This window comes from Sphingomonas sp. SP4 (assembly GCF_058313375.1).
Window position 1 is genome coordinate 1,759,116 of sequence record NZ_JBZFLE010000001.1, and the last position, 22,810, is coordinate 1,781,925.

Consider the following 22,810-nt stretch of genomic DNA (forward strand, 5'->3'; position numbering starts at 1 on the left):
CCCTCCCCGAGAAACGGCGATCCTAGCAGGGGATGTGCGGCTGGCTAGTGGTGGTTATTCCTGTTCGCCGACGACAATGAACAGTTCGAGGCCCTTGGGCGGCTTGACCTTCTGGCCCTGCATGTGTCGGTCGACGCATTCGATCGCCTTGCAGAGCTGCCGGGCGGAATAAGGCTTGAGCAGGCTTCCCACCGCAACCTCAGCTGCGCCCGGGTAAGGATAGCCGGTAGCGAACAGCGTCGGCACGCCCTTTTGCTTGGCCGCATGCGCAAGCTCGACGCCGGTCTTGTCCTTGCGCAGACGCACGTCGCTGAGGATCAAATGCACCTCTTCGCGGTCGAGAACCTCGAGCGCTTCATCGAGGTCGTCGACCGTCGCGACGATGTGGTAACCCGCATCGCCAAGCATATTTTCGTTGTCGAACGCCGTCAGCGGTTCGTCCTCGACGATGAGGATCCGCTTGACGACCTGCTTACGCTTACCGAACAGCATCTTTTGAGCCTCGAATAATGAACCCGCCTCCGAAACAACCAAAGCAACGAACAAACGGGCGACCGGTGCCGCGACCACAAAAAGTGCGCCGCGCCGGGCCATCCCCAGCACCCAAAAGCGAAGGCGGCCCGCAACGTATCGCCAAGCTGCTCGCGCGGGCCGGAATCGCGTCTCGGCGCGAGATTGAGCGCATGATCGCTGAAGGACGCATCGCACTCAATGGCGAAAAGCTGACCACGCCTGCGACGCTGCTGACGGACTTGTCGGGCGTGACCGTCGACGGCCGGCCCGTCCGTCCGGCGGCGGCAACGCGACTGTTCCGCTTCTACAAGCCGCCGACCACCCTTACGGCTGAGCGGGATCCTAAAGGCCGCCCGACAATCTACGACCGGCTACCCAAGGGATTGCCGCGCGTCATGCCCGTTGGGCGCCTCGACTTCATGACGGAAGGTTTGCTCCTCCTCACCAACGACGGCGAGTTGAAGCGCGAATTCGAGCTGCCGAGGACCGGCGTGGTGCGCACGTACCGTGCGCGAGCGTTCGGCGACGTGACGCAGAACCAGCTCGAAGACCTCGCGGACGGCATCACGATCGAGGGCATCCACTATGGTTCGATCAACGCCAATTTGGAACGGCGCACCGGCCGCAATTGCTGGATCGAGATGAGCCTGAGTGAGGGAAAGAACCGCGAGGTTCGCCGCGTCCTCGAACATCTCGGCATGCGGGTCTCGCGGCTGATCCGCACCGCCTACGGCCCATTCACGCTCGAAGGGCTGGAACCGACTAGCGTGGATGAAATCGACCCAGCTGAGCTGGCCGAGTTCCGGAAGAGCCTGAAGTGAGGATCATCGCCGGCGCCTGGCGCGGGCGGACCATCGAAGCGCCGCCCGGACAATCGACGCGACCTACCGCGGACCGGGCGCGCGAGACGCTGTTTTCGATGCTCGCCAGCCGCATCGGGTCCTTCGAGGATCTACGCGTGGCCGACCTCTTCGCCGGCAGCGGTGCGCTCGGCCTCGAAGCGCTTTCGCGCGGGGCCTCCTCGGCGACTTTCGTCGAAAGCGACCAGAAGGCCGCTGCGGTTATCCGCCGCAATATCGACAAGCTCGGTGCGACCGGAAATGTGATTGGCGGCTCGGCGCTCGCGCTACCTCGCTCCGAACCGTTCGACCTGATCTTCGCCGATCCGCCTTATGCGGAGGGCGCGGGCACCGCCGTTGCGCGGGCAGTCGAAAGCGCCGATTGGCTCGCGCCGGGCGGCTGGCTCAGTATTGAAACCAACCGCAACGACCAAGTCGACCCAGGCGCCCTCTCGATTGAAGCGACGCGCAACGTCGGCCGCGCCCGCCTTACGCTCCTGCGCCGGCCTTAGCCGCCTTCCGGATCTCGTCCATTTCCGTGCCGAGCCGGCGGCCGACAGCGGCCGCAGCAGCCTTGCCCGCCGCCTTCACGGCCTTCCCGGCCTTCTTGCCGCGGGTTGCGCCGCCGTTGGTGAAGCCCTGTTCGGCAAGCGCCGCCAACGCCGCCGTGGCGGCCACGGCCACAAGCTCCGCGACGAGCGGGCTCTGCAGCAGCTTCAGGAACGCTTCGCTGGCGTCGAAGCCATTACCCGTAGACCGCTCATCACCACGAGCAGCGGAAACGCGCGTGACTTGAGTGCCGGTCTTCTTGCCGCTCTTGCCGCCGCCTTTGCTGTCGCTCTTGCTACTCGCCTTCTTCGCCATCGTTCTATGCTCCTGTGACTCAAAGTCTCGGACGCTTAACTCACTCACGCATTCCCGTATCCGCGTTAGGCTTCGAGAGCGAGAAACCTTCTTCAACTGCCTTGGTGTATTGACACTATAACACAGTAGGCATAAGCTCCTGTCAACAACGGGAGGAGCCTATGTACAGTCAACAAGAGCTCGACGACGCCGTGGCGTCGGGCGTGATCAGCGCCGAAGCGGCCAACGCTTTGCGCGCGCATGTCGAGGGCCAGCGCGCTCTCAGCATCCCCGATGAAGAGCAATTCAGGCTCATCACCGGCTTCAACGACATCTTCGTGTCGATCGCCGCCGCCATCCTCCTCTTCGCGGTCGGCTGGATCGGCCAGAGCATCGGACAGGCCACCGGCCTGTACATCAGCGATCACGGCGAACAGGGCCCTAGCTTCCTCGCTCCGCTGGCGATCGCTGCAACTTCCTGGTGCCTAGCTCTATTCTTCACGGCGAAGCGCCGCATGGCCCTCCCCTCTATCCTGCTGCTGCTGGCCTTTGTCGGCGCGGTGCTTGCGAGCACGGGCTTCCTGCTGATCCAGACCATCGGGGCGGATCAGTTCAATGATCACAACCAGCTCCTCGCCGCCACCGTTGGTGGGATCGCCGCTGCAGTCGCAGCTGCCGGTGCTTATCTGCACTGGCGCAAGTTCCACGTTCCGATCACGATTGCCGCTGGCGCCGCTGCCGTCGCCGGCCTGTTCCTCGCGATCGTTATCGGCATCGTGCAGCCGGGCGACAGCGAGAGCGCCAAGAACCTCATCCTCGGCTTCGTTTTAGTGCTGGGCATCGGCGTGTTCCTGTTCGCCATGTGGTGGGATTCGTCGGACCGTGCCCGCGTGACGCGCCGCTCGGACGTCGCCTTCTGGTTGCACCTGCTCGCGGCGCCGATGATCGCTCACCCGATCTTCACGCTGATGGGTCTCAACAGCGGTGCGGTTAGCACCGGCGAGGCGCTCGTCGTGGTCGGCCTGTACGTCTTGTTCGGACTCACCGCACTGGCGATCGACCGCCGTGCGCTGCTCGTCTCCGCGCTAGCCTACGTGCTCTACGCGCTGACCGAGTTGTTCAAGCAGTTCGGCGCGGTCGAGCTGAACGTTGCGCTGACGGCGTTGATCATCGGTTCGGCACTGCTTCTGCTGTCGGCCTACTGGCACCAGGCTCGCCGCCTGATCGTCACCCGGCTACCATCAAATCTCCAGGAACGCCTGCCGAACCTGGATCGTCCTGCGGTGATTACCCAACCAGCCGCATGAGCCGGCGCTCGAGCGGGGCCAACACCAGCGAAAGCTCGTGGCCCCGCTTGAGCACCGCACCATGTTCACTGACCAAGGCAAACGCCCCCTGCTTCAGTCGAAGCGCGGGGCGTTTTTCTATGCGGACCTCCGGGCGCTCGGACGTCCGGCGGTATGCAGCGAAGACTGCGACGTCGGGATCGATGCGCAGGGCATAATCGCGCCAGTGACCCGCTGCGACCATCCGGCCGTAGAGGTCGAGGATGCGCATCAGCTCCTTGCGATCGAAAGTGGCAATTGGCTGCCGGTCCCACTTACTCGGGAACGGCGTTACGACGCTCAAGCGGACTTCACCTTCGGCTGCGGCTGGCGAGCAGTTCTAAGCTCCGCCACCTCCTTCCGCAGCTCTGCAATTTCATCCTCTAGCTCGCTGATGCGAGCACGGACCGGATCTACATCCTCGCCGCACGGCGTGCCGTAGGGCATGAACCCCGGGCTATAGTGGACCACGTCGACCGGCACCGGCTTCGCAGGAATCCCCACCACCGTCTGCCCCGGCGCGACGTCCTTGGTGACGACCGAATTGGCGCCGACCTTCGCGCCCTCGCCGACCTCGATCGGGCCGAGCACCTGCGCGCCCGAACCGATGACCACGCCGCTGCGCAGTGTCGGGTGGCGCTTGCCGCCTACGCCAGTCGTCGGGTTCGTGCCGCCGAGAGTCACGTGCTGATAGATGGTGACGTCGTCATCGATCTCGGCGCTTTCGCCGATCACGCTGAAGCCATGATCGAGGAAGAACCTTTTTCCGATCTTCGCGCCCGGGTGGATGTCGATGCCCGTCAGGAAGCGCGAGAAATGATTCACCAGCCGCGCCGGAAAGGTCAAATGCCCTTCCCACAGCCAGTGCGAAACCCGGTGCAGACCCAATGCCCAGACGCCGGGATAGAACAGAACGTCCCACCGCGAACGCGCGGCAGGGTCTCGGGATTTGACGGAGTCCAGATAGGCGATCAGCCCGGATTGCAAGCGCTTCGACCTCTTGCTGTTGCTGACATCAATCTAAGTGCGGACCGAATTAAATCCAAGCCGAGTTGATAAAGGGTTCAAGTTAAGGACCTTGCCGATCCGGTTGGCGTTGGGCACAGCGCGCTTTCGAACAGGGCTGGAGCACGACATCCTAACGCAAATCTTGGGCGATCCTTTCACGCTCGTCCTCTTCATCCTGATCGGCTTCGCCGCGCAGGTCGTCGATGGCGCGCTGGGAATGGCCTACGGGCAGATCTCCAGCACGCTCCTGATCAGCATGGGCGTTCCTCCCGCCGCCGCCTCCGCAGGCGTCCACACCGCCGAGACGTTCACGACGGGCGTTTCGGGCATCAGTCACGTCCTGCATCGGAACGTCGATTGGAAGCTATTCGCCCGCCTGGTCGTCCCGGGCGTCATTGGCGGAGTCCTCGGCGCCTACGTCCTCACCGAAGTCGATGCGAGCGTCGCCAAGCCGTTCGTGCTGACCTACCTGACCGCGCTTGGCCTCTATCTCTTCTACCGCGGCGTGATGCATCGGCACACCGAACGGCAACCGAAGGTGGTGTCGCCGCTAGGCCTGCTGGGCGGGTTCCTCGATGCAGCCGGCGGTGGTGGATGGGGCGCAATCGTCACGTCGAACCTGCTCGTCCAGGGAAGCAATCCGCGCAAGACGATCGGCACCGTCAACACCGCCGAATTCTTCCTGACGGTCACCATCTCGGCGACGTTCCTCGCGAGGATCGGCTGGCAGGCGTTCACCGTATCAACCGTCGGCCTGCTGATTGGAGGGGTCTTCGCGGCGCCTTTCGGTGCCTGGATCGCCAAGAAAGTGAAGGCTGACACGCTGTTGACCTTCGTCGGCGCGCTGCTGACTCTCGTCAGTCTCTACGGTCTTTACCGCGCGCTCAGCTGACGCGATTCTTCGCCGGACGGCGTGTGCGATCGTTCCCTAGCCTAACAGTAGAGTATAAAATCGCCGCGCTGAGGGAGACGGCGAATCATGTGGAGAAGAAGCAGAGCACATCTGTCTGAGGCCGGTGAAAGCTACTTCGAACATTTGCGGTTTGCCGTGGGCGTCGGACTGATGCTCGTGGGCGCGGGTCTTGCCTGCATCATCCACGGCGTCTTTCCCGGCTATTGCATGAAGACCGCCAGCCGGACCGTAGACGAACTCACGCGCCTGTTCCGCGAGCGCCACACGCTCCGGTCAGTCCTCCGTCAGGCGTCCGGCTTACTTACCTTCGTCGGCCTAGTCGCCTTGACGCTTCCGGCTTGGGTCATGGCTTTGCTCGTCCCTAATGGCGTGCTGCCGATCGCTCTCGGGCTGATGGCCCTCGGCATCCCGGCAGCATTCCTGTGGACCAACCCTCAGCTCGAGCCAGTCGACTAAACCGTCGCGTGAACCGTCGCGATCGCCTTCATCACCGCTGCGATCCGCACCGCCGATTGAATGACTTCCGGCTTTACGCCGTGCTGCAACAGCACGCGCTCGTGGCTGTCGATGCACATGCCGCAGCCGTTCATCGCTGAGACGGCGAGGCTGAACAGCTCGAAGTCTTCCTTGGCGATCCCGTGCGAGCCGATGAAGTTCATCCTGAGGCGGGCCGGCATCTGGCCGTATTCGGGGTTCGAGGTCAGGTGTACGAAGCGGTAATAGACGTTGTTCATCGCCATCAGCGCGGCAGCGCCGCGAGCAGCATTCGCGACCTGATCCGACAGCTTGCCTGCGACTTCGGCCTCAGCAGCTTCAACCAAAGGCTTGTAGCCCGATCCGTGCGCGCATGAGAGCAACAGGCTGAGCTTGCGCTCCTCACCCATCAGCTGGTCGCTGAGGATCGAACCCATGTTGAGGCGGATATCCTTGGCGTAATCGGGCAGGCTCTCGGTGAATGTTTTCAGCGACATGGGATTTCCTTGGGAATGGATGCAAAAGAGGGACGGGCCTGGGCGAACCAAACCCGCCCCTCCGAAGCGGCCGGCGGGGGCATGCCGGCCATCCTCCCCACAGGGGCGGGGAGGAACTGAATTCAGCTAGCTAGGCTGCGGGCTTGAGGACCTCTTCGCCCGGCGCCCAGTTGCAGGGGCAGAGCTCATCCGTCTGAAGCGCGTCGAGCACGCGCAGCGTCTCCGCCGGGTTACGGCCGACGTTGAGTCCGTTGACCGTGACGTGCTGGATCACATTGTCCGGATCGATGATGAAGGTCGCGCGGTAGGCGACGCCCTCTTCACGATCGACGATGCCGAGCGCGTCCGCCAGTTCCTTCTTGTTGTCTGCGATCCACGGGAAATCCGCATTTGCGAGCTGCTCGTCCGAGCGGCGCCATGCGAAGTGGACGTGCGCCGTGTCCGTCGAAGCGCCGATCAGAACGGTGTCGCGGTCCTCGAAGTCAGCCTTCAGATCGCCGTAGCCGACGATCTCGGTCGGGCAGACGAAAGTGAAGTCCTTCGGCCAATAGAACAGGACCTTCCACTTGCCATTGGTCTGGCCGAGATCGATCGTCTCGCCTGCCGGCAGCGCGGACGTGCCCTGCTGCACGGGAAGGGTGAGGGAAGGAATCTTGTCACCAACGGTCAGCATTCATTACTCCTGTTGCGTTGCACAATAAAACTGTCTTGCACCGCAGCATCTATGGTTCTGGCTCCAATCGTTCAAGTCTATTATATCGAATGAACTGATTGGAATTTTCGATTACGATGACCGTCCACCTACCGACCATCAAGCAGCTTCAATATCTCGTTGCACTGCGGGAGCACGGCCACTTCGGCAAGGCGGCCGAAGCGTGCTTCGTCACGCAATCCACTCTGTCCGCCGGACTTCGCGAGCTGGAGACTCTGCTCAACGTCACTCTCGTCGAGCGGACGCGCCGAGTGGTGCGGTTCACCCCGCTTGGCGAGAAGATCGCCGACAAGGCGGTTCGCGTGCTGCGCGAAACGGAGGAGCTGGCCGAAATGGCCCGCGCCGCGGGACAACCGCTCCATGGGGAGCTCAGAATGGGCGTCATTCCCACGATCGCGCCCTTCCTCCTGCCCGCGATGCTACCGCGCCTTCGCCAGGAATGGCCGAAGTTGAAGCTCTACCTCCGGGAAGAGACCAGCCAGTCAGCCTGCGAAGCGCTGCACCGCGGTCAGCTCGATTGCGTGCTGCTCGCCCTCCCCTACGCCTGCGGCGACGTGGATTCGGCACCGCTGTTCGACGATCCGCTGTTCGTGGCCTTCCCGCGCGGCGAAGCGCCCGCGGGGGCGAAGGTGGACGTCGGCGCCATCGACGAGAACCGGATGCTGCTGCTTGAGGACGGCCATTGCCTCAAGGACCATGCGCTATCCGCCTGCAACCGGCCCGAAATGCGGGCTCATGCCGCAATGATGGGGACGTCGCTCCACACCTTGGTGCAGATGGTCGACAACGGTCTCGGCGTGACGTTCATCCCGTCAATGGCGATTGAGGCCGGCATTCTCGAGAACACCCAAGTCGACGCGAAGCCGCTGCGGTCCGATCACGGATACCGCCGCATCGCCCTGATCTGGCGGCGGTCAAGCCCGCGCGAAAGCGAGTTCAGGATGCTGGCGCAGGCGCTGCGCGAGATCATGCTGGAGGTCACGCCGGGCCTCGGCACCGCCGGGGAACCTGAAGGCTCAAAAGAACCTGCTTACGCTTAGCATTCAGCTTCGGAACGCTGCGACGCCGGGGGAGGGGAGCGGGGCGCCGCAGCGAGCCGAAGTGAATCCTATTTAGCCAGTGCCGGCTCGGCGATGCCTTCCGGCTGAACGCTGTTCGTGTTCTGAGGCAGGTCGAACCGGTCCGCGTTCATCACCTTGGTCCAGGCCTTGATGAAGTCGCGAACGAACTTCTCCTCATTGCCTTTCTCGGCATAGACCTCGGCCGTCGCGCGAAGCTGGCTGTTCGAACCGAAGATCAAGTCGGTCCGCGTCGCGCGCCACTTCTCGTCGCGCCCGCCATGGGTGTAGCCGATGAACTCCTCGTCGCCGCTGTCCTCGACCACCTCCCAGAAGGTCGAGTTGTCCAGCAGGTTGACGAAGAAGTCGTTGGTCAGCTGACCCTTGCGGTTGGTGAAAACGCCTTCGGGCCGGTCCTGATAGTTCGCACCAAGGACGCGGAGTCCAGCGATCAGCACTGTCATTTCCGGTCCCGAAAGGCCGAGCAGCGATGCCTTGTCGAGCAGTAGCTCTTCGGTGCGCACCGAATGCTTGGTCTTCAGATAATTGCGGAAGCCGTCGGCTGCCGGCTCCATCACGCCAAAGCTTTCGGCGTCCGTCCATTCCTGCGTCGCGTCGCCGCGTCCGCCGGTGAACGGGACCGTGACGTTGTAACCAGCATCCCTCGCCGCCTTTTCGACCGCAGCCGTGCCGGCAAGGACGATCGCGTCTGCGACGGACAGGTTGCCGCGAAGCTCCTCGATCTTCGAGAGAATGCGGCCAAGCTCTTCGGGCTCGTTGACCGCCCAATCCTTCTGCGGAGCAAGCCGGATGCGAGCGCCATTGGCGCCGCCGCGGTGATCGGACCTGCGATAGGTCGACGCCGACGCCCACGCCGCCTTGACCAACTGGCCGACACTAAAGCCTGCATCGAGGATCTTCGACTTGAACGCAGAGATATCCGCGTCGGAAGGCTTGCTTCCCGCCGGAACCGGGTCTTGCCAGATCAGGTCCTCCGACGGGACTTCCGGGCCGAGGTAACGGCCCTTCGGACCCATGTCGCGGTGGGTCAGCTTGAACCAGGCGCGCGCGAACGCGTCCTTGAATGCCTCGTGGTCGTTGCGGAATTTCTCCGAGATGACGCGGAATTCTGGGTCGACCTTCAAGGCCATGTCGGCCGTGGTCATCATGGTCGGCACGCGCTTGTTCGGGTCGTGCGCGGCAGGTGCCATGTCTTCCGGCTTCTGGTTGATCGGCTGCCACTGCTTCGCACCGGCCGGGCTCTTCACCAGCTCATATTCATAGTCGAGCAGCAGGCGGAAATAGTTCTCCGACCACGACGTCGGCGTGTTCACCCACGAACCTTCAATGCCGCTGGTGATCGTGTGTTCGCCCATGCCGCTTTCGAATGCGCTCGCCCAGCCGAGACCCTGCAACGCGATATCGGCCGCTTCCGGCGCGACATCGACCAGGCTCGGATCGCCCGCGCCGTGCGCCTTGCCGAACGTATGACCGCCGGCCGTCAGCGCGACGGTCTCCTCATGGTTCATCGCCATGCGCTCGAACGTCACCTTGATGTCGCGAGCCGACTGCAGCGGGTCGGGATTGCCGCCCGGCCCTTCGGGATTGACGTAGATGAGGCCCATCTGGATCGCCGCGAGCGGATGCTCGAGTTCCATCTCGCGGTCCGGCTGGATGCGGGTTTCGGTCGCCTCGACCCACTTCTCCTCGGCGCCCCAATAGACGTCGCGCTCAGGCTCGTAGATGTCCTTGCGGCCGCCGCCGAAGCCGAAGATCGGCCCGCCCATCGACTCGATCGCCACGTTGCCGGCGAGGATGAACAGGTCGGCCCAGCTGATGTTCTTCCCGTACTTCTGCTTGATTGGCCACAGCAGCCGCCGCGCCTTGTCGAGGTTGCCGTTGTCTGGCCAGCTGTTGAGCGGAGCAAAGCGCTGGTTGCCCGAGTTCGCGCCGCCGCGGCCGTCCGCCGTGCGGTAGGTGCCCGCCGCGTGCCAGGCCATGCGGATGAAGAAGGGGCCGTAATGCCCATAGTCCGCCGGCCACCACGGCTGGCTGTCCGTCATCAGTGCGGTCAGGTCCCGCTTCAGCGCCTGATAATCGAGCTTCTTGAACGCCTCGGCATAATCGAAGTCGGCACCCATCGGGTCAGGCGAAACGCCGCCCTGATGCAGGATCTCTACTGGGAGGGACTCAGGCCACCAATCTCGGTTCTGACGGCCGAGCAGTGATCGTACAGTCGTTGGCCGGTCTACGGGGCATCCCATCGGTTCGCCGGTCTTCGCGTCCATGCCATCCCTCCATTCAGTTGTAGGAGTGTCGGCCTAGGCCTGTCGGTGAAACGACAGAAACGATTAAAGTTGGTCAGTCAGACGCAGAAAATCGATCAACGGCTATCGGGCCTCAATCCATGTATTTGAGCCCGATGCGCAGATAATCGTAGCCGGTTATCAGCGTCAGCGCCGCCGCAAGCCACAGGCTGACGATCCCGACGTAGTGGATCCACGGCTGCTCGGGGAACGCCCCGCCAAGGATCAACCCACCAAGCGCGACCATCTGAAACGTCGTCTTCCACTTGGCGAGCGCGCTCACTGGGACCGACACGTTGAGCGGCGCAAGATACTCGCGAAGCCCCGAAACCATGATCTCCCGAAGCAGGATGATGAGCGCTGGAATGACACTCCAGTCCTGGATGATCGGGGGCAAGCCATCGGCCTTGCGGCTCGCCATCAGCATCACGAGAACTGCGGCAACCATGATCTTGTCGGCGATGGGATCAAGAAACTGACCGAGCCGCGAAGTCAGGCCCTGCGCGCGGGCGAGATATCCATCGAAATAGTCGGTGATGCCGACGATGCAGTAGAGCACGAACGTCACCGCATAGTCCCACGGCGCCGGCTTCCACAGCAGGAATACCAGGATCGGCACCGCCAGGATCCGCGAAAGCGTAAGCAGGTTCGGTAGCGACAGCATCGTTCTGAAACAGGGTCGTTATAGCGTTTGGAGCAAAGCGCAAAGCTGGCTATGCCTTCGCTCCCCAGTCCATAAGAGCCGGCGCGCTTCGTCCTTGATTCAGAACGTATCACACCTGTTGCGCGCGCGGCGCTTTCTGCCGCTGTTCACAACGCAGTTTCTCGGAGCGTTCAACGACAGCCTGTTCAAGCAGGCAGTGGTCCTTTTCGCGACTTACAAACTCCTCAAGAATCCAGCGCAGGAAACCCAATTCAGCGCGATCGCGCAGGGCCTCTTCATCCTGCCCTTTTTCCTCTTCTCGGCGCTGGCCGGGCAGCTCGCGGACGATCATGACAAGTCGCGGTTGATCCGCATCATCAAGCTTGCCGAGATCGGGATCATGATCTGTGGCGGTGCCGGGATCATGCTGGCCAACATCCCGCTGATGCTTGCCGCGGTCTGCGCGATGGGCGTTCACTCGACGTTCTTCGGCCCAATCAAGTACGCGATCCTCCCGCAGCACTTGAAGAAGGACGAAGTGCTTGGCGGCACCGGCCTGGTGGAAGCCGGAACCTATCTTGCAATATTGGGCGGAACGATCCTTGCGGGAGTGCTCGCGGATACGCCGCCAATTGCGGTGGCATGCACGATCGGAATCGCGGTGCTCGGGTTGCTCGCGGGGCGGCAGGTGCCCCCTGCCCCGCCGGCCGCGGATCGCATTCCGTTCAACTGGCACATCATCCATGCGTCGATCGAACTGGTCAGCGCGACGCTTCATATCCGGCGGCTGTTCCTGGCGATCCTCGCGATCAGCTTCTTCTGGACCATCGGGGCGGTGCTGATCATCATTTTCCCGCCGCTGGTGAAGAACGTCCTAGGCGCTGACGAGCAAGTCGCGAGCATGTTCATCGCCGTCTTCTCGGTCGGCATCGCCATCGGCTCCGTTGCAATCAACCGCCTGCTCAAGAGCGAAGTGTCGGCGCGCTTCGCGCCCGCATCCGTCCTCTCGATGGGCGTTTTCGTTCTGTTGCTGCACTTCGTCGCGCTGGCTTGGGGCAAGCACGATCCGGGCCTCACCACGCTCGGCAATTTCGTCACGCATCCGATGGCCGGCCTCATGATCCTGGCGCTCCTCGGTGTTGCGATCACCGGCGGAATGTTCGTCGTGCCGCTCTACGCGTTCCTGACCACCACCGTCCCGAAGAGTGAAACCGCCCGAACCGTGGCGGCGAACAACATCGTGAACTCCGGCGCGATGGTCATCGGCTCGTTACTTGCCTTCGCGCTCAGCAGCGTCGGAATCGGACCCACCGGTCAGCTGCTGCTGGTGGCTGCAATGTGCGTGTTCTCGGCGTGGCTGGGGTGGAAGCTCCACCTCGCCTGCGACTAAGCGAGAAATACCGAAACGAAGATGAAGCCCGCCGCGAAGGTCGTGGCGAAGAGCTTCAGATCGTCGCTGATCAGAGCGGCAGGCCTGACAGCGACAATGTCGCCGGAGACCTTCCGGGGGCCGCGCCCGAAGGTGCGGGGATGAACTGCACTGGCTGTACGCACAAGCTGCATGGCAAAACCTTAACCCGATTTTTACCATGCTCAACTCATCGATGCGACGGACGGCTCCCAGCGTCCCGCAGCGGGACAAGGGTGCGATTTTTCTGACTTGATTAGCGGTTGGTTGCGCTCGTTCGCGCAGGCGCTTCGGCGTCCTGCTTACGGCCGCGCAGCATCTCCCGGACCTGGTCGGCGCGCATCGCCTTTCCGAAATACCATCCCTGCCCGATCTGGCAGCCGAGCGCGACGACGGCCTCGTAGACGTCCTCGCCCTCGATGCCCTCGACGCACACCGGCACTGACAGGGCATTGGCAAGTGTCGTCACCGCGTGAATGATGGCGCTGTTCTCGCGCTTGGCATGCAGGTTGCTGACGAAGCTGCGGTCGATCTTGATGATGTCGAACGGCAGCGACCGCAGGTGTGCCAGCGACGAGAAGCCCGTCCCGAAATCGTCGAGCGCCAGCCGGATGCCCTGGTTCTTGAGGCTCGTCGCGATCGTACGCGCGAGGTCGATGTCGGCGAAGAGTGAGCTCTCGGTGACTTCGACCACCAGCCGCTCGGCCGGGAAGCCGGTCTCCGCGAGGATGCGGACGATGCGCTGCGCGAGCCAGCCATCGGCCAGCTGCGTCGGCGATATGTTGACCGAAATCTTGATCGACTGATCCCACGCCGCGGCCTCGCGCAGGGCTTCGGTGATCACCTGCTCGGACAGGCGGCCAATGACGTTGATCTCTTCGGCCACCGGAATGAACACGTCGGGCCCGATGATGCCCGAAAGCGGGTGGTTCCAGCGGGCCAGCACCTCGAAGCCGACGATCGTGCCGGTGGCCAGATCGACCTGGGGCTCGAAGAACGGAACGAACTGGCCGTGCTCGAGGCCGAAGCGGATGCCCTGCTCGATCTCGCCCTGCGCTAGCAGCGCGCGCTCCATTCCGGCGTCGAACCACACGGGACGTGCAACGCGGCCGCGCCGCGCGTGATCGAGCGCGATGTCGGCGCGGCGCATCAGGTCGGGCACCTTGGTCTCTGCGGCGTCGGCCGACGCAATTCCGGAGAAGCCGCCGACCTGGATAATGCGGTCGTCCAGCGTGAACGGCCTCGTGGCCGCGAACAGAACCTTCTCGGCGATCTTCTCGGCCTGCGGCATCTGCGCATCGTTCAGCCCGAGCGCGATGGCGAATTCGTCGCCGCTCAAGCGCGCCACGACTGCCTCCGGACCGACGGTTTCCTTCAGCGCACCGGCGATGCTCTTGAGCAGCCGGTCGCCGGTCTCGTAGCCGTGCTGGTCGTTGACTGTCTTGAAGCGCTGAACTTGCAGCGAGATGATGACAAGATTGCAGCCGGTCGGCTTGCATCTTTCGCTGAGCGCCGCGGCCTCGTCCGCGAAGCCCTTGCGGTTGTAGAGGCCAGTCACCGCATCCGTGGTCGCCAGGACGACAGCGCGACGCTCCTGCTCCTGCCGCAGCTCGGCTTCGTGCTGAAGGTCGACGTAACGGCGCCAGCCGAACATGATCAGCGCGACGTTGAGCGTCAGTGCAGTGCTCGCAACGCGCACTTCGGGTCCGAAATCGCCGGCGAAGCGCAGGTGGCTGAAGAAGGAACTTCCGTTCCAGATCAGCATCATGACCGCGACGATCAGAACGGCGAGCACCACCGCATCGCGGCGAGCATTATCAAGCCGCGATTTGGTCACGGACGCCACCCTGCTTTTACCGACGCTGGACACGTTTCTGGCGTTAACCCGTAAACGCTTAAGAAATTGTCTAGCCAGAACGGATTAAATGAGGCGCGGCAGTTCTTTAGCGCTCTCAAGCGCTTATGGCCGTCCGCTTCGGAGCTTCGTGCTCGCTGTCCCCCCCGGACCTCTCCGGCAGCCTTCGCTTCGCTCAGGAGCGTCGTGCTCGCCTGTTCCCCGGACAGGCTGTGCGCGAAGCTGGTGCGGACGGTGGGAGTCGAACCCACACTCCCTATCGGGAAGAGGATTTTAAGTCCCCAGCGTCTACCGTTCCGCCACGTCCGCCCAAAACATTAGGCGCTTTGCCAGCCGCGGCTACGGTAGGGCGCCCCGGCTATTCGGCAGTAACTTCGCCTAAGTTTAAGCGCTCGCGCATTTCCTTGCCCGGCTTGAAGTAGGGCACGCGCTTGGCGTCGACGGAGACGGACTCGCCGGTCCGCGGATTGCGTCCGACGCGCGCATCGCGCTGGCGGGTCGAAAAAGCGCCGAAACCGCGAAGCTCGACACGGCCGCCCTTGGCGAGCTGGTCAGTGATGGAATCGAAGATAGCGCTAACAACGCCTTCAACCTCACGTTGCGTGAGATCTGGGAAATCGGTGCAAAGCTTTTGCACCAGCTCGGAACGGATCATCGGCATCCCCGCATAGGAATTTGGATCGGCCCCGATACTCTCCCCGAACAGGGGCCGCTTGTCCGGCACGCTGTCAGGAAACTTTGTCTCACGCAAGACAGAAACGAAGGCGGCGCTTCTTGTGGTAGTCCCACTAAGAAACGCCGCCTTTATAATTACTTCTTCTTGGTCGCCTTCTCGCCGGCTTCCGCCTTTTCCTTCAGCGCGGCGCCGAGGATGTCGCCGAGCGACGCACCCGAGTCCGAGCTGCCGTACTGAGCGACCGCCTGCTTCTCTTCGGCGATCTGCATCGCCTTGATCGAGAAGGTCGGCTTCTTCGAGCGATCGAAGCCGGTGACCAGCGCATCGAAGTGCTGGCCGACCTGGAAGCGCTCCGGACGCTGCTCGTCGCGATCGCGGCCAAGGTCGGTGCGCTTGACGAAGCCGATGGCTCCATCGTCACCCACCTGGACGTCGAGACCGGCGTCCTGAACCGCACGAACGATCAGCGTGACCGTCTCGCCCTTGCGAACACCGCCAACCGCAGCCCCGGTTCCGGCACCGGCGCCAGCGCCGCCACCGCCCTCGAGCTGCTTCATGCCGAGGCTGATGCGCTCCTTCTCGACGTCGACGTCGAGGACCTGCGCCTTGACGGTCTCGCCCTTGCGGTGAAGCTGCAGCGCTTCCTCGCCCGACACGCCCCAGGCGATGTCCGACATGTGAACCATGCCGTCGACGTCGCCCTCGAGGCCGATGAACAGACCGAACTCGGTCGCATTCTTGACTTCGCCCTCGACGACCGAGCCGACCGGGTGAGCCTCTGCGAACGCTTCCCAGGGATTCGACTGAGCCTGCTTCAGGCCAAGGCTGATACGGCGCTTCTCCTGATCGACCTCGAGCACCTTCACGTCGACTTCCTGCGAAGTGCTGACGATCTTGCCCGGGTGAACGTTCTTCTTGGTCCAGCTCATCTCGGAGACGTGGACCAGGCCTTCGATGCCCGGCTCGAGCTCGACGAACGCACCATATTCGGTGATGTTGGTCACGCGGCCGCTGAAGGTTCCGCCGACCGGATACTTGGCGGCGGCGCCTTCCCACGGATCGCTCTCGAGCTGCTTCATGCCGAGCGAGATGCGCTGCGTTTCCTTGTTGATGCGAATGATCTGCACCTTCACCGTGTCGCCGATGTTGAGAACCTCGGACGGGTGATTGACGCGCTTGTAGCTGATGTCGGTGACGTGCAGCAGGCCGTCGATGCCGCCGAGATCGACGAACGCGCCGTAGTCGGTGATGTTCTTGACCACGCCCTCGATGACCTGGCCCTCGGCCAGCGACTGGATGAGGCCGCTGCGCTGCTCGGCGCGGGTCTCTTCGAGGATAGCGCGGCGCGACACGACGATGTTCCCGCGGCGGCGGTCCATCTTCAGGATCTGGAACGGCTGCGGCAGGTCCATCAGGGGCTGGACGTCGCGAACCGGGCGGATGTCGACCTGGCTGCCGGGCAGGAAGGCCACGGCGCCGCCAAGATCGACGGTGAAGCCGCCCTTCACGCGGCCGAAGATCACGCCTTCGACGCGGTTGCCGGCTTCGAATTCCTTCTCGAGCTTGTCCCAGGCAGCTTCGCGGCGTGCGCGGTCGCGGGACAGCATGGCTTCGCCGGCCGAATTCTCGACGCGGTCGACATAGACTTCGACTTCGTCGCCGATCTTGATCTCGGCCTTCTGGCCCGGAGCTGCGAACTCACGCAGCGGCACGCGGCCTTCCGACTTCAGGCCAACGTCGATCACGGCCATGTCGTTCTCGATCCCGGTGACGGTGCCCTTCACCACCTTGCCTTCGAATGCCTCGTTCTCTCCGCCGAGGCTCTGGTTGAGGAGGGCCGCGAAATCGTCGCGGGTCGGGAATGTCGTAGTCGCCATAAGCGTTTGTTTTTCCTAATTCTTCAATCGGGCCTGCCGCGTGGCGCGCCACCATGGCGAGCCTTCCACATGCGGACCTGGTTGCATGTACTGCCGCAGCGGCACCATTGCCGGAGCGGCGTCCTTAGGGCGGCACCCAGAACAGCCCGGCCACAATGCGAAAAAGCGCGTTCCGGTGCCGGTCATTGCCCGGTTCACCGTACGCGCTCGCCAATTGAGACGGGCTGTCCAGAGGGGATCGCCACCTGCCGGACGGTGTGGGCCCATAGCTGAGAGGGGCGTAAGGAGCAAGGTTTAGTCCGGCACCGATTAGCTACGAGAAGGAGGCCCTAAATGGACGCTCTCACCTGGTTCGGGCTCGCCGCCGTTTCATTCACGCTGATCTGTTATGCGCTGGAAGACCGCGATCCTGCGTGGATCCTTGGTTTTGCGCTCGGTTCGGCCCTCGGCTCCGTTTACGGCTTCCTCCAGGGCGCCTGGCCATTCGGCCTGGTCGAGATCGTTTGGGCTGTCGTCGCTCTCCAGCGATGGCGGCAGCGTTCAGTCAGGGCCTAGCTCACCTCCACCGGATTAGATCGATAAACCAACATCGCCTTCGAGCACCTGCTGACGGAGCTTCGGCGACTCTCCCGCGCTCCACAGTAGCGCACTGTGCACCACCCGATAGCGCAGTGGGCCGCCATCCGGCCGTTCGCTGCGCGTCACCGGGCGCGGGATGCAGACGAACTCCGTCCACATTTCGTCACCGCTGAGGCGGACGGTTGCGTAGCCATGACCGCCGGCATCGACAAATTCGAGGTGCGGCGAAAGGGCTGGGTTGGAAACGGCGTAGGCGCGCTTCAGGTCAAAGTTCCTGGCATATTCGAGAGCCGACCGGACGCCGTGCCTCAGCATCATGTTGTACGTGCACACGACCTTCCCGTCGGGCAGGTCGGCGAGATACAGCGGGCGCATCGTCTTGTCCTTCTTGAACCCATATTCCCATGCTTCCTGGCCACCTGGGCTGACGAGCGAGGCGCCGACGAAGCTCAAGCCGACCGGTTCGAACTTGCGCGGCGGGAGCGCAGCCGCCGCATAGCCGGCCCAGAAGCTGTGGCGGTCGCCTGACACGATCGCAAAGCCCGTGATCTTTGCGTCGCGGACAAGATCATAGATTTCGCTGCGCTCGGCATAAGCCGCTCCGTAATCGTCGGTTCGCGATATGCCGAAGGTGTCCGCCGGCCACGGGTTCTTCGCCATCTCAGGCGGCAGGTTTTGGAAGTCGACGCGCTCATCGAGCGCTCCCAGCGAATTGCCCCAGATCTTCCAGGTCGCGGTCGATTGCCTCAACCGATCCTTGAACCAGGCTTTCTGTTCAGCGCCGAGAATGGTGCGCGGGGCCTTGTCCTTGCTCGGGTTTGGAATCTTGGCATCGCGGAAATGCAGTTCAGCGGGCGGGTTGCCGCCATTGTAAGCACGCCCGAAGTCGAGCGCGATCATTGCCTCCTCGGAGAACATGCCGTTGAAGCTCGGGTCGAAGATTTTGACGATGTCGTCGTCATTGCTGGGATCCTCGCCGCAAAAGCTGTGCTGGTCGGTGAGGATGAGGTCGAGGTGCTTGCCGTAGCGGAGCGCCCGATAGGCGATGAGGCTGTTGATGGCGGCCAGGTTGTTGGGCTCGATGCCGAGGCCGTCAGCGTCCCACTTCTTGATTTCGACGTCCTTGACCGGAACCGTCCCGAAGGCATCGAGCGATCCGCTCGGCGCCTTCACGCGAGCGGGGATATATTCGAACCAGGCTTGGTTGGCGGCGACCTTGATCGTCTGGCCCGGCCGCGGCGGACCTCCTGCCTGCTGGATGCTCTGCCGCCCCTGCCAGGAGAATTCGTGATTGTCCCACATGCAGACGAACGGCCAGCGGGCTCGGGCGTCCTGCAAATCGGGGTCGGCCAGATAACCTTTGTAGATTGCGCGGTAGCCATCGACGGTCAGGGGATAATGGAAGTTGCTAGCCTTGCCGCCGTCGGGAATGCGCCCGACATCGTAGATCGTCCGGTCGAAGCGCGTCTTCACCTCGTCGGGATATTCGACAACCTCGTAGATAAAATCGCCGAGGTGCAGGACGAAGCCGAGCTGGTCCGCGGGCGCGGCGCGCTCATCCTCGAAAATCATTCGGCGATAGGCGTTGAGCTTGCCCTCGTTGACGTCCTGGCAGCTGACGAAAGCAAAATTGACCGGCCGCGGATCGTTTTCGAGCGGTGCGGTGATCGTACGCCCGATGCGGCTCCCGTTCCCCTCGGCGTCAGTGAAACGGTACCAGTAGACGTGCGCCGGCTTGAGCCCGCCTACCAGCACGCGCGCCGTCCAATCGGCGCTCGCCAGGACAGGCGCACGAGCATGCGCGACGACAGTTCGAAAACCTTCGTCTTCCGCGACCTCCAGGGTGAGAATGTGACGACCGCCCCCATCGTAAGGGCGTCGCGTCCACAAAATGACGCTGTGCGGATCGGGATCGCCGGATGCGACTCCCTGCGGATAATGCTCGCTGCTCTCCCGCCAGTTGCTGCGTGACGCACGCGCACTCCCAACCCAGGCGAGCGAAGCACCCATCGCCGCGGCAGCCTTGATGAAATCACGGCGGTCGAGTGACATCGGCTTACCCCTTCAGGCCCGCTTGGCCTGGTGCAGGCTCTCCCCAGCAGACCTCACCGCAATTCCTTTTCGATGAACGGCTATGAGCCGCCGACGGCGCGTGAATGTACCAGTCCGGGTCAGCAGAAGCGGATCGTATGGATTCCTAAACTGGATTTGCGCCCCAAGCGGCTTGCCAAGTCCCTGAACAACAGTAGTTTCCCGGTTGCACGCGAAGTTCATTCGCGGGCGACTGAACGGGGCATCATCCGGATGTGTCATTGGGTGGACTGCGTCGCCGACGAGTCTTGCCTTTGACATATCCAGGACCGGCGAGCGTGGGGGAACAGAGGAATGCCGACAACGATAACTGGTACTGCCGGCAACGATACGCTGAACGGCACCAGCGACGATGATGTCATCTACGGCTTGGGCGGTGACGACACGTTGAACGGCGGCGCCGGCAGTGACGGCCTCGACGGCGGAGACGGGAACGACACCTTTTATTCCTCAAGCGGACAGGACCGCTTCATTGGCGGCGCGGGCTACGATCGCGCCTTCATCGACTATTCGGGCATCGCCGGTACGACGTCAGTCGGCCAGAATATCGGCTACATGGACGGCGGCCTCTACGGCTCGTTTCGCGCTCGCGACGGCCTCACGTCGGTCGAGACGTGGGGTATCGAGGAACTAAACATCAAGACGGGCTCGGCCGACGACGTTTTCTACATCGATCTTACGTCGGTGCCCCCCGGCTGGAAGATCACGATCGACGCCGGCGCCCAGACCATCTCCGATACCATTAGTCTCCAGCTGCCGTTCGACAGCCCCGCGCTGATCGGCAGCGTCATCGGGGGGAACTTCACCGGCGGCGGACTGACACTCGTAAATTTTGAGCAGTTCGATTTGTACCTCGGTCTCGGCGACGACCAGCTGACGCTTGGGGCGGGCAACGACACCGTCCACGCGAGCGAAGGCAATGACGTCCTCGATGGGGGCGCCGGGGATGATACGCTCGAGGGCGGCCTTGGCGCCGATACGCTGAGTGGCGGGGACGGCAACGACGCGCTTTACGCGGACAACGCGTACATCATGGTCGACGATGGGACCGAGCATGACGTCGTCAACGGCGGTGCAGGCAACGATCTCATCTCGATCGGATATGGCGACAGTGCCGACGGCGGCAGCGGCACGGACAGCCTCGCCATTTCCCTTCGTGGCGGGACGGCGGGCGCGGTGCTCGACCTGTCCACCATGTTCGCCGGGGGCACGATTAGCATCGCCGGGGGGACCATCAAAGGGTTCGAAAGCTACGGTCAGATCTACGGCACCGAGTTCGCCGACACGATCACGACCGGCGATGCGCCGGTGAGCGGCTCGTTCATGACGAGCGGTATCTTTGGGTTTGGCGGCGACGACACGATCACCACCGGAATCCAGATGGATTTCGTCAACGGCGGCACCGGCAACGACGTGATCCATGCGGGCGGTGGCGACGACCGCGCCTCTGGTGACGAGGACAACGACCAGGTCTTCGGCGAGGGTGGCAATGACACTCTCTGGGGCGGCGACGGCAACGACCTAGTGAGCGGCGGCGATGGCAACGACAACATTCTCGGCGGCTCCGGAATCGACCACGTGCAGGGAAACGCCGGCGACGACGTCCTGGACGGCGAGGCGGGTGACGATTTCGTTTCGGGCGGAGCCGGCAACGACACGCTGACAGGAGGTTGGGGCGCGGACCATTTGGAGGGCGGCGCCGGCAACGACATCTACAACGTCGACCAGTTCGATACGATCGTCGAGGCGGCGAACGAAGGAACGGACGAGATCCGGACCGACCTTGCGACGTACAGTATTGCGAGCCTGCCTAACATCGAGAACCTGACTGGTACCTTCTACGCCGACCAGGTCCTGATCGGTAACGATGCCGATAACCGCATCGATGGCGGCGCCGGCGCGGACCGGATGGAAGGCGGCCTGGGGAACGACACCTACGTCGTCGACGTCGCCGGCGATGTGGTGGTCGAGAAAGCAGGAGCCGGCATCGACACGGTGGTGAGCGGCACCGACTATACGCTCGGCGCTAACGTCGAAAACCTGACTCTAGCCCAGTTCGGAACGGTCGACAGTGTCTTTGACGGCACCGGCAATGAGCTGGCGAACGTCATCACGGGCAATGATTTCCAGAACACGCTCAGCGGCCTGGATGGGAACGACCACTTGATCGGCAATGGGGGCGACGACATCCTCGATGGAGGTCTCGGCACCGATACTCTCGAGGGCGGCGCCGGCCAAGACGTCCTTTATGGCGGTCTCGGCGCCGACGTGCTGAATGGCGGCGCCGATGCCGACGTAATCGTCTACTTGCACCATGACGAGTCTGCGGGCGCGTCCGTGGACACGATCAAGGGCTTTGTCACCGGGGTCGACGAGATCGACCTCAGCGTGACCGTTGCTCATTCGGTGAGCTGGACCTTCGCTGGCGGCGTCAGCACCGTTACTGTCCAGACGGCCAATGGACCGATGACGATTCAGGTCGAGGGCGCGGTCACCGCGTCCGACTTCATCCTCACTCCGAACCTGATCTGGGGAACCGCGGGCAACGATACGCTCAATGGCACGGCCAATTCCGAGTTCCTCTTCGGCGGTGCCGGCGCGGACACGATGACGGGCGGCGCCGGCGACGATTACTACTTCGTCGACAATGCCGGCGATCAGGTTGTGGAGCTGGCCGGCGGCGGCAATGACTATGTGGAAAGTCAGGTCACTTACGTCCTTGGCAGTGACGTCGAGAACCTCCTCCTCTCCGGGTCCCTCGCTATCGACGGCACAGGGAACGCAGTCGGCAACGCCATCTTCGGCAACGGAGCCGCGAACGTCCTGACCGGCGGTGGAGGTATCGATACCCTGACCGGGGGCGCGGGGAACGACACGTTCAAGGACACGGCCGCGGGGCTCAGCGGCGACACGATCACCGACTTCTCGGTAGGCGACAGGATTGTCGTCACGGACGCGAGCCTTGCTGGCTTTTCCTTCAGCCTTTCCGGCAACACGCTAACCTACAGCGGCGGCTCCCTGACGCTTGGCAGTGTGCCCGAGGGCAAGATCGTGGCGGCTGCAGCGGCCGGGGGCGGGGTACAGCTCACGGTCATTCCGGATGTCCCGGCCCACGACTTCAACGGTGACGGGTTGAGCGATGTGCTGTGGCGCAACCAGGCGGGGACGTTCCAGGAGTGGCTGGGACAGCCCA

21 protein-coding genes, 1 tRNA gene and 1 pseudogene are annotated in these 22,810 nt (G+C 63.2%); 9 read left to right on the forward strand and 14 right to left on the reverse strand.

What is annotated here, in order from left to right; genetic code table 11:
- Positions 1 to 54: 54 nt before the first annotated feature.
- Complete coding sequence (locus tag AC4GYV_RS09080) at positions 55 to 594, reverse strand: response regulator (RefSeq protein ID WP_491100331.1); 540 nt, start codon at positions 592 to 594, stop codon at positions 55 to 57.
- Between AC4GYV_RS09080 and AC4GYV_RS09085 the strand changes: the two genes are divergently transcribed.
- The gene (locus tag AC4GYV_RS09085; RefSeq protein ID WP_491100332.1) at positions 510 to 1,334 is read left to right on the forward strand and encodes a pseudouridine synthase; all 825 of its coding nucleotides are present in this window, start codon (positions 510 to 512) and stop codon (positions 1,332 to 1,334) included. The genes AC4GYV_RS09080 and AC4GYV_RS09085 overlap by 85 nt on opposite strands.
- Complete coding sequence (gene rsmD / locus AC4GYV_RS09090) at positions 1,331 to 1,864, forward strand: 16S rRNA (guanine(966)-N(2))-methyltransferase RsmD (RefSeq protein WP_491100333.1); 534 nt, start codon at positions 1,331 to 1,333, stop codon at positions 1,862 to 1,864. Before AC4GYV_RS09085 ends, rsmD begins: the two co-directional genes overlap by 4 nt.
- Here rsmD and AC4GYV_RS09095 read toward each other — a convergent pair.
- Complete coding sequence (locus AC4GYV_RS09095; protein WP_491100334.1) at positions 1,842 to 2,216, reverse strand: hypothetical protein; 375 nt, start codon at positions 2,214 to 2,216, stop codon at positions 1,842 to 1,844. The two genes, rsmD and AC4GYV_RS09095, sit on opposite strands and share 23 nt — an antisense overlap.
- A 161-nt stretch (positions 2,217 to 2,377) precedes the next feature.
- Here AC4GYV_RS09095 and AC4GYV_RS09100 point away from each other — a divergent pair, with 161 nt between their 5' ends.
- Entirely contained in the window at positions 2,378 to 3,502 is a 1,125-nt protein-coding gene (locus tag AC4GYV_RS09100; protein ID WP_491100335.1) for a hypothetical protein, read from the forward strand.
- On the opposite strand, the gene AC4GYV_RS09105 is transcribed toward AC4GYV_RS09100, so the two are convergent.
- Together AC4GYV_RS09105 and epsC are read right to left on the reverse strand one after the other, a co-directional pair.
- Positions 3,483 to 3,824, reverse strand: coding sequence for a DUF2794 domain-containing protein (locus tag AC4GYV_RS09105; protein WP_491100336.1), 342 nt, complete (start codon positions 3,822 to 3,824; stop codon positions 3,483 to 3,485). The two genes, AC4GYV_RS09100 and AC4GYV_RS09105, sit on opposite strands and share 20 nt — an antisense overlap.
- Entirely contained in the window at positions 3,821 to 4,507 is a 687-nt protein-coding gene (epsC, locus tag AC4GYV_RS09110) for a serine O-acetyltransferase EpsC (RefSeq protein ID WP_491100337.1), read from the reverse strand. Before epsC ends, AC4GYV_RS09105 begins: the two co-directional genes overlap by 4 nt.
- Before the next feature lie 148 nt (positions 4,508 to 4,655).
- On the opposite strand from epsC, the gene AC4GYV_RS09115 reads away from it, so the two are divergent.
- Positions 4,656 to 5,420 (forward strand): sulfite exporter TauE/SafE family protein, encoded by a 765-nt coding sequence (locus tag AC4GYV_RS09115; protein WP_491100412.1) that lies wholly within the window; start codon positions 4,656 to 4,658, stop codon positions 5,418 to 5,420.
- Between the two features lie 87 nt (positions 5,421 to 5,507).
- A complete protein-coding gene (locus tag AC4GYV_RS09120; RefSeq protein WP_491100338.1) occupies positions 5,508 to 5,897 on the forward strand; it encodes a DUF6356 family protein in 390 nt (129 codons plus the stop codon).
- Here AC4GYV_RS09120 and AC4GYV_RS09125 read toward each other — a convergent pair.
- Positions 5,894 to 6,412: a carboxymuconolactone decarboxylase family protein gene (locus tag AC4GYV_RS09125; RefSeq protein WP_491100339.1), complete on the reverse strand. Its 519-nt coding sequence runs from the start codon at positions 6,410 to 6,412 to the stop codon at positions 5,894 to 5,896. The genes AC4GYV_RS09120 and AC4GYV_RS09125 overlap by 4 nt on opposite strands.
- A gap of 130 nt (positions 6,413 to 6,542) precedes the next feature.
- Positions 6,543 to 7,085: a peroxiredoxin gene (locus AC4GYV_RS09130; RefSeq protein WP_491100340.1), complete on the reverse strand. Its 543-nt coding sequence runs from the start codon at positions 7,083 to 7,085 to the stop codon at positions 6,543 to 6,545.
- 116 nt (positions 7,086 to 7,201) lie between these two features.
- Between AC4GYV_RS09130 and AC4GYV_RS09135 the strand changes: the two genes are divergently transcribed.
- Positions 7,202 to 8,164 carry a hydrogen peroxide-inducible genes activator gene (locus AC4GYV_RS09135; protein WP_491100342.1) on the forward strand — a complete coding sequence of 321 codons (963 nt, stop codon included), beginning with the start codon at positions 7,202 to 7,204 and terminating at the stop codon, positions 8,162 to 8,164.
- A 68-nt stretch (positions 8,165 to 8,232) separates the two neighbouring features.
- Here AC4GYV_RS09135 and katG read toward each other — a convergent pair whose 3' ends face one another.
- Together katG and pgsA are read right to left on the reverse strand one after the other, a co-directional pair.
- Positions 8,233 to 10,470, reverse strand: a complete 2,238-nt coding sequence (gene katG / locus AC4GYV_RS09140) for a catalase/peroxidase HPI (RefSeq protein ID WP_491100343.1) — start codon at positions 10,468 to 10,470, stop codon at positions 8,233 to 8,235.
- A 112-nt stretch (positions 10,471 to 10,582) separates the two neighbouring features.
- Positions 10,583 to 11,152, reverse strand: a complete 570-nt coding sequence (gene pgsA / locus AC4GYV_RS09145; RefSeq protein WP_491100344.1) for a CDP-diacylglycerol--glycerol-3-phosphate 3-phosphatidyltransferase — start codon at positions 11,150 to 11,152, stop codon at positions 10,583 to 10,585.
- 97 nt (positions 11,153 to 11,249) lie between these two features.
- On the opposite strand from pgsA, the gene AC4GYV_RS09150 reads away from it, so the two are divergent.
- A complete protein-coding gene (locus tag AC4GYV_RS09150) occupies positions 11,250 to 12,521 on the forward strand; it encodes an MFS transporter (RefSeq protein ID WP_491100413.1) in 1,272 nt (423 codons plus the stop codon).
- Here the strand turns inward: AC4GYV_RS09150 and AC4GYV_RS09155 are convergent.
- The 5 genes from AC4GYV_RS09155 to rpsA form a co-directional block, all read right to left on the reverse strand.
- Positions 12,518 to 12,694: a hypothetical protein gene (locus AC4GYV_RS09155; protein ID WP_491100345.1), complete on the reverse strand. Its 177-nt coding sequence runs from the start codon at positions 12,692 to 12,694 to the stop codon at positions 12,518 to 12,520. The two genes, AC4GYV_RS09150 and AC4GYV_RS09155, sit on opposite strands and share 4 nt — an antisense overlap.
- 101 nt (positions 12,695 to 12,795) lie before the next feature.
- Complete coding sequence (locus AC4GYV_RS09160; RefSeq protein WP_491100346.1) at positions 12,796 to 14,376, reverse strand: putative bifunctional diguanylate cyclase/phosphodiesterase; 1,581 nt, start codon at positions 14,374 to 14,376, stop codon at positions 12,796 to 12,798.
- 241 nt (positions 14,377 to 14,617) lie between these two features.
- A tRNA-Leu gene (locus tag AC4GYV_RS09165) sits at positions 14,618 to 14,703 on the reverse strand.
- Positions 14,704 to 14,752: 49 nt separating this feature from the next.
- Positions 14,753 to 15,049 carry an integration host factor subunit beta gene (locus tag AC4GYV_RS09170; RefSeq protein ID WP_491100414.1) on the reverse strand — a complete coding sequence of 99 codons (297 nt, stop codon included), beginning with the start codon at positions 15,047 to 15,049 and terminating at the stop codon, positions 14,753 to 14,755.
- A gap of 155 nt (positions 15,050 to 15,204) precedes the next feature.
- Complete coding sequence (gene rpsA, locus AC4GYV_RS09175) at positions 15,205 to 16,947, reverse strand: 30S ribosomal protein S1 (RefSeq protein ID WP_491100347.1); 1,743 nt, start codon at positions 16,945 to 16,947, stop codon at positions 15,205 to 15,207.
- A gap of 333 nt (positions 16,948 to 17,280) precedes the next feature.
- Here rpsA and AC4GYV_RS09180 point away from each other — a divergent pair, with 333 nt between their 5' ends.
- Complete coding sequence (locus tag AC4GYV_RS09180) at positions 17,281 to 17,502, forward strand: hypothetical protein (protein ID WP_491100348.1); 222 nt, start codon at positions 17,281 to 17,283, stop codon at positions 17,500 to 17,502.
- A 15-nt stretch (positions 17,503 to 17,517) separates the two neighbouring features.
- Here the strand turns inward: AC4GYV_RS09180 and AC4GYV_RS09185 are convergent, their stop codons facing one another.
- The gene (locus tag AC4GYV_RS09185; RefSeq protein WP_491100349.1) at positions 17,518 to 19,578 is read right to left on the reverse strand and encodes an alkaline phosphatase D family protein; all 2,061 of its coding nucleotides are present in this window, start codon (positions 19,576 to 19,578) and stop codon (positions 17,518 to 17,520) included.
- A gap of 333 nt (positions 19,579 to 19,911) precedes the next feature.
- Between AC4GYV_RS09185 and AC4GYV_RS09190 the strand changes: the two are divergent.
- Positions 19,912 to 22,810: pseudogene (locus tag AC4GYV_RS09190) on the forward strand (hypothetical protein); the annotation flags it as partial.

Bases quoted from the DNA above. Each gene is read 5' to 3' on its own strand.
- AC4GYV_RS09085 (WP_491100332.1), top strand. From the start codon at position 510: ATGAACCCGCCTCCGAAACAACCAAAGCAACGAACAAACGGGCGACCG.
- AC4GYV_RS09080 (WP_491100331.1), bottom strand. From the start codon at position 594: ATGGCCCGGCGCGGCGCACTTTTTGTGGTCGCGGCACCGGTCGCCCGT.
- AC4GYV_RS09095 (WP_491100334.1), bottom strand. From the start codon at position 2,216: ATGGCGAAGAAGGCGAGTAGCAAGAGCGACAGCAAAGGCGGCGGCAAG.
- AC4GYV_RS09100 (WP_491100335.1), top strand. From the start codon at position 2,378: ATGTACAGTCAACAAGAGCTCGACGACGCCGTGGCGTCGGGCGTGATC.
- AC4GYV_RS09120 (WP_491100338.1), top strand. From the start codon at position 5,508: ATGTGGAGAAGAAGCAGAGCACATCTGTCTGAGGCCGGTGAAAGCTAC.
- AC4GYV_RS09125 (WP_491100339.1), bottom strand. From the start codon at position 6,412: ATGTCGCTGAAAACATTCACCGAGAGCCTGCCCGATTACGCCAAGGAT.
- AC4GYV_RS09130 (WP_491100340.1), bottom strand. From the start codon at position 7,085: ATGCTGACCGTTGGTGACAAGATTCCTTCCCTCACCCTTCCCGTGCAG.
- AC4GYV_RS09135 (WP_491100342.1), top strand. From the start codon at position 7,202: ATGACCGTCCACCTACCGACCATCAAGCAGCTTCAATATCTCGTTGCA.
- katG (WP_491100343.1), bottom strand. From the start codon at position 10,470: ATGGACGCGAAGACCGGCGAACCGATGGGATGCCCCGTAGACCGGCCA.
- pgsA (WP_491100344.1), bottom strand. From the start codon at position 11,152: ATGCTGTCGCTACCGAACCTGCTTACGCTTTCGCGGATCCTGGCGGTG.
- AC4GYV_RS09155 (WP_491100345.1), bottom strand. From the start codon at position 12,694: ATGCAGCTTGTGCGTACAGCCAGTGCAGTTCATCCCCGCACCTTCGGG.
- AC4GYV_RS09170 (WP_491100414.1), bottom strand. From the start codon at position 15,049: ATGATCCGTTCCGAGCTGGTGCAAAAGCTTTGCACCGATTTCCCAGAT.
- rpsA (WP_491100347.1), bottom strand. From the start codon at position 16,947: ATGGCGACTACGACATTCCCGACCCGCGACGATTTCGCGGCCCTCCTC.
- AC4GYV_RS09180 (WP_491100348.1), top strand. From the start codon at position 17,281: ATGGACGCTCTCACCTGGTTCGGGCTCGCCGCCGTTTCATTCACGCTG.
- AC4GYV_RS09185 (WP_491100349.1), bottom strand. From the start codon at position 19,578: ATGTCACTCGACCGCCGTGATTTCATCAAGGCTGCCGCGGCGATGGGT.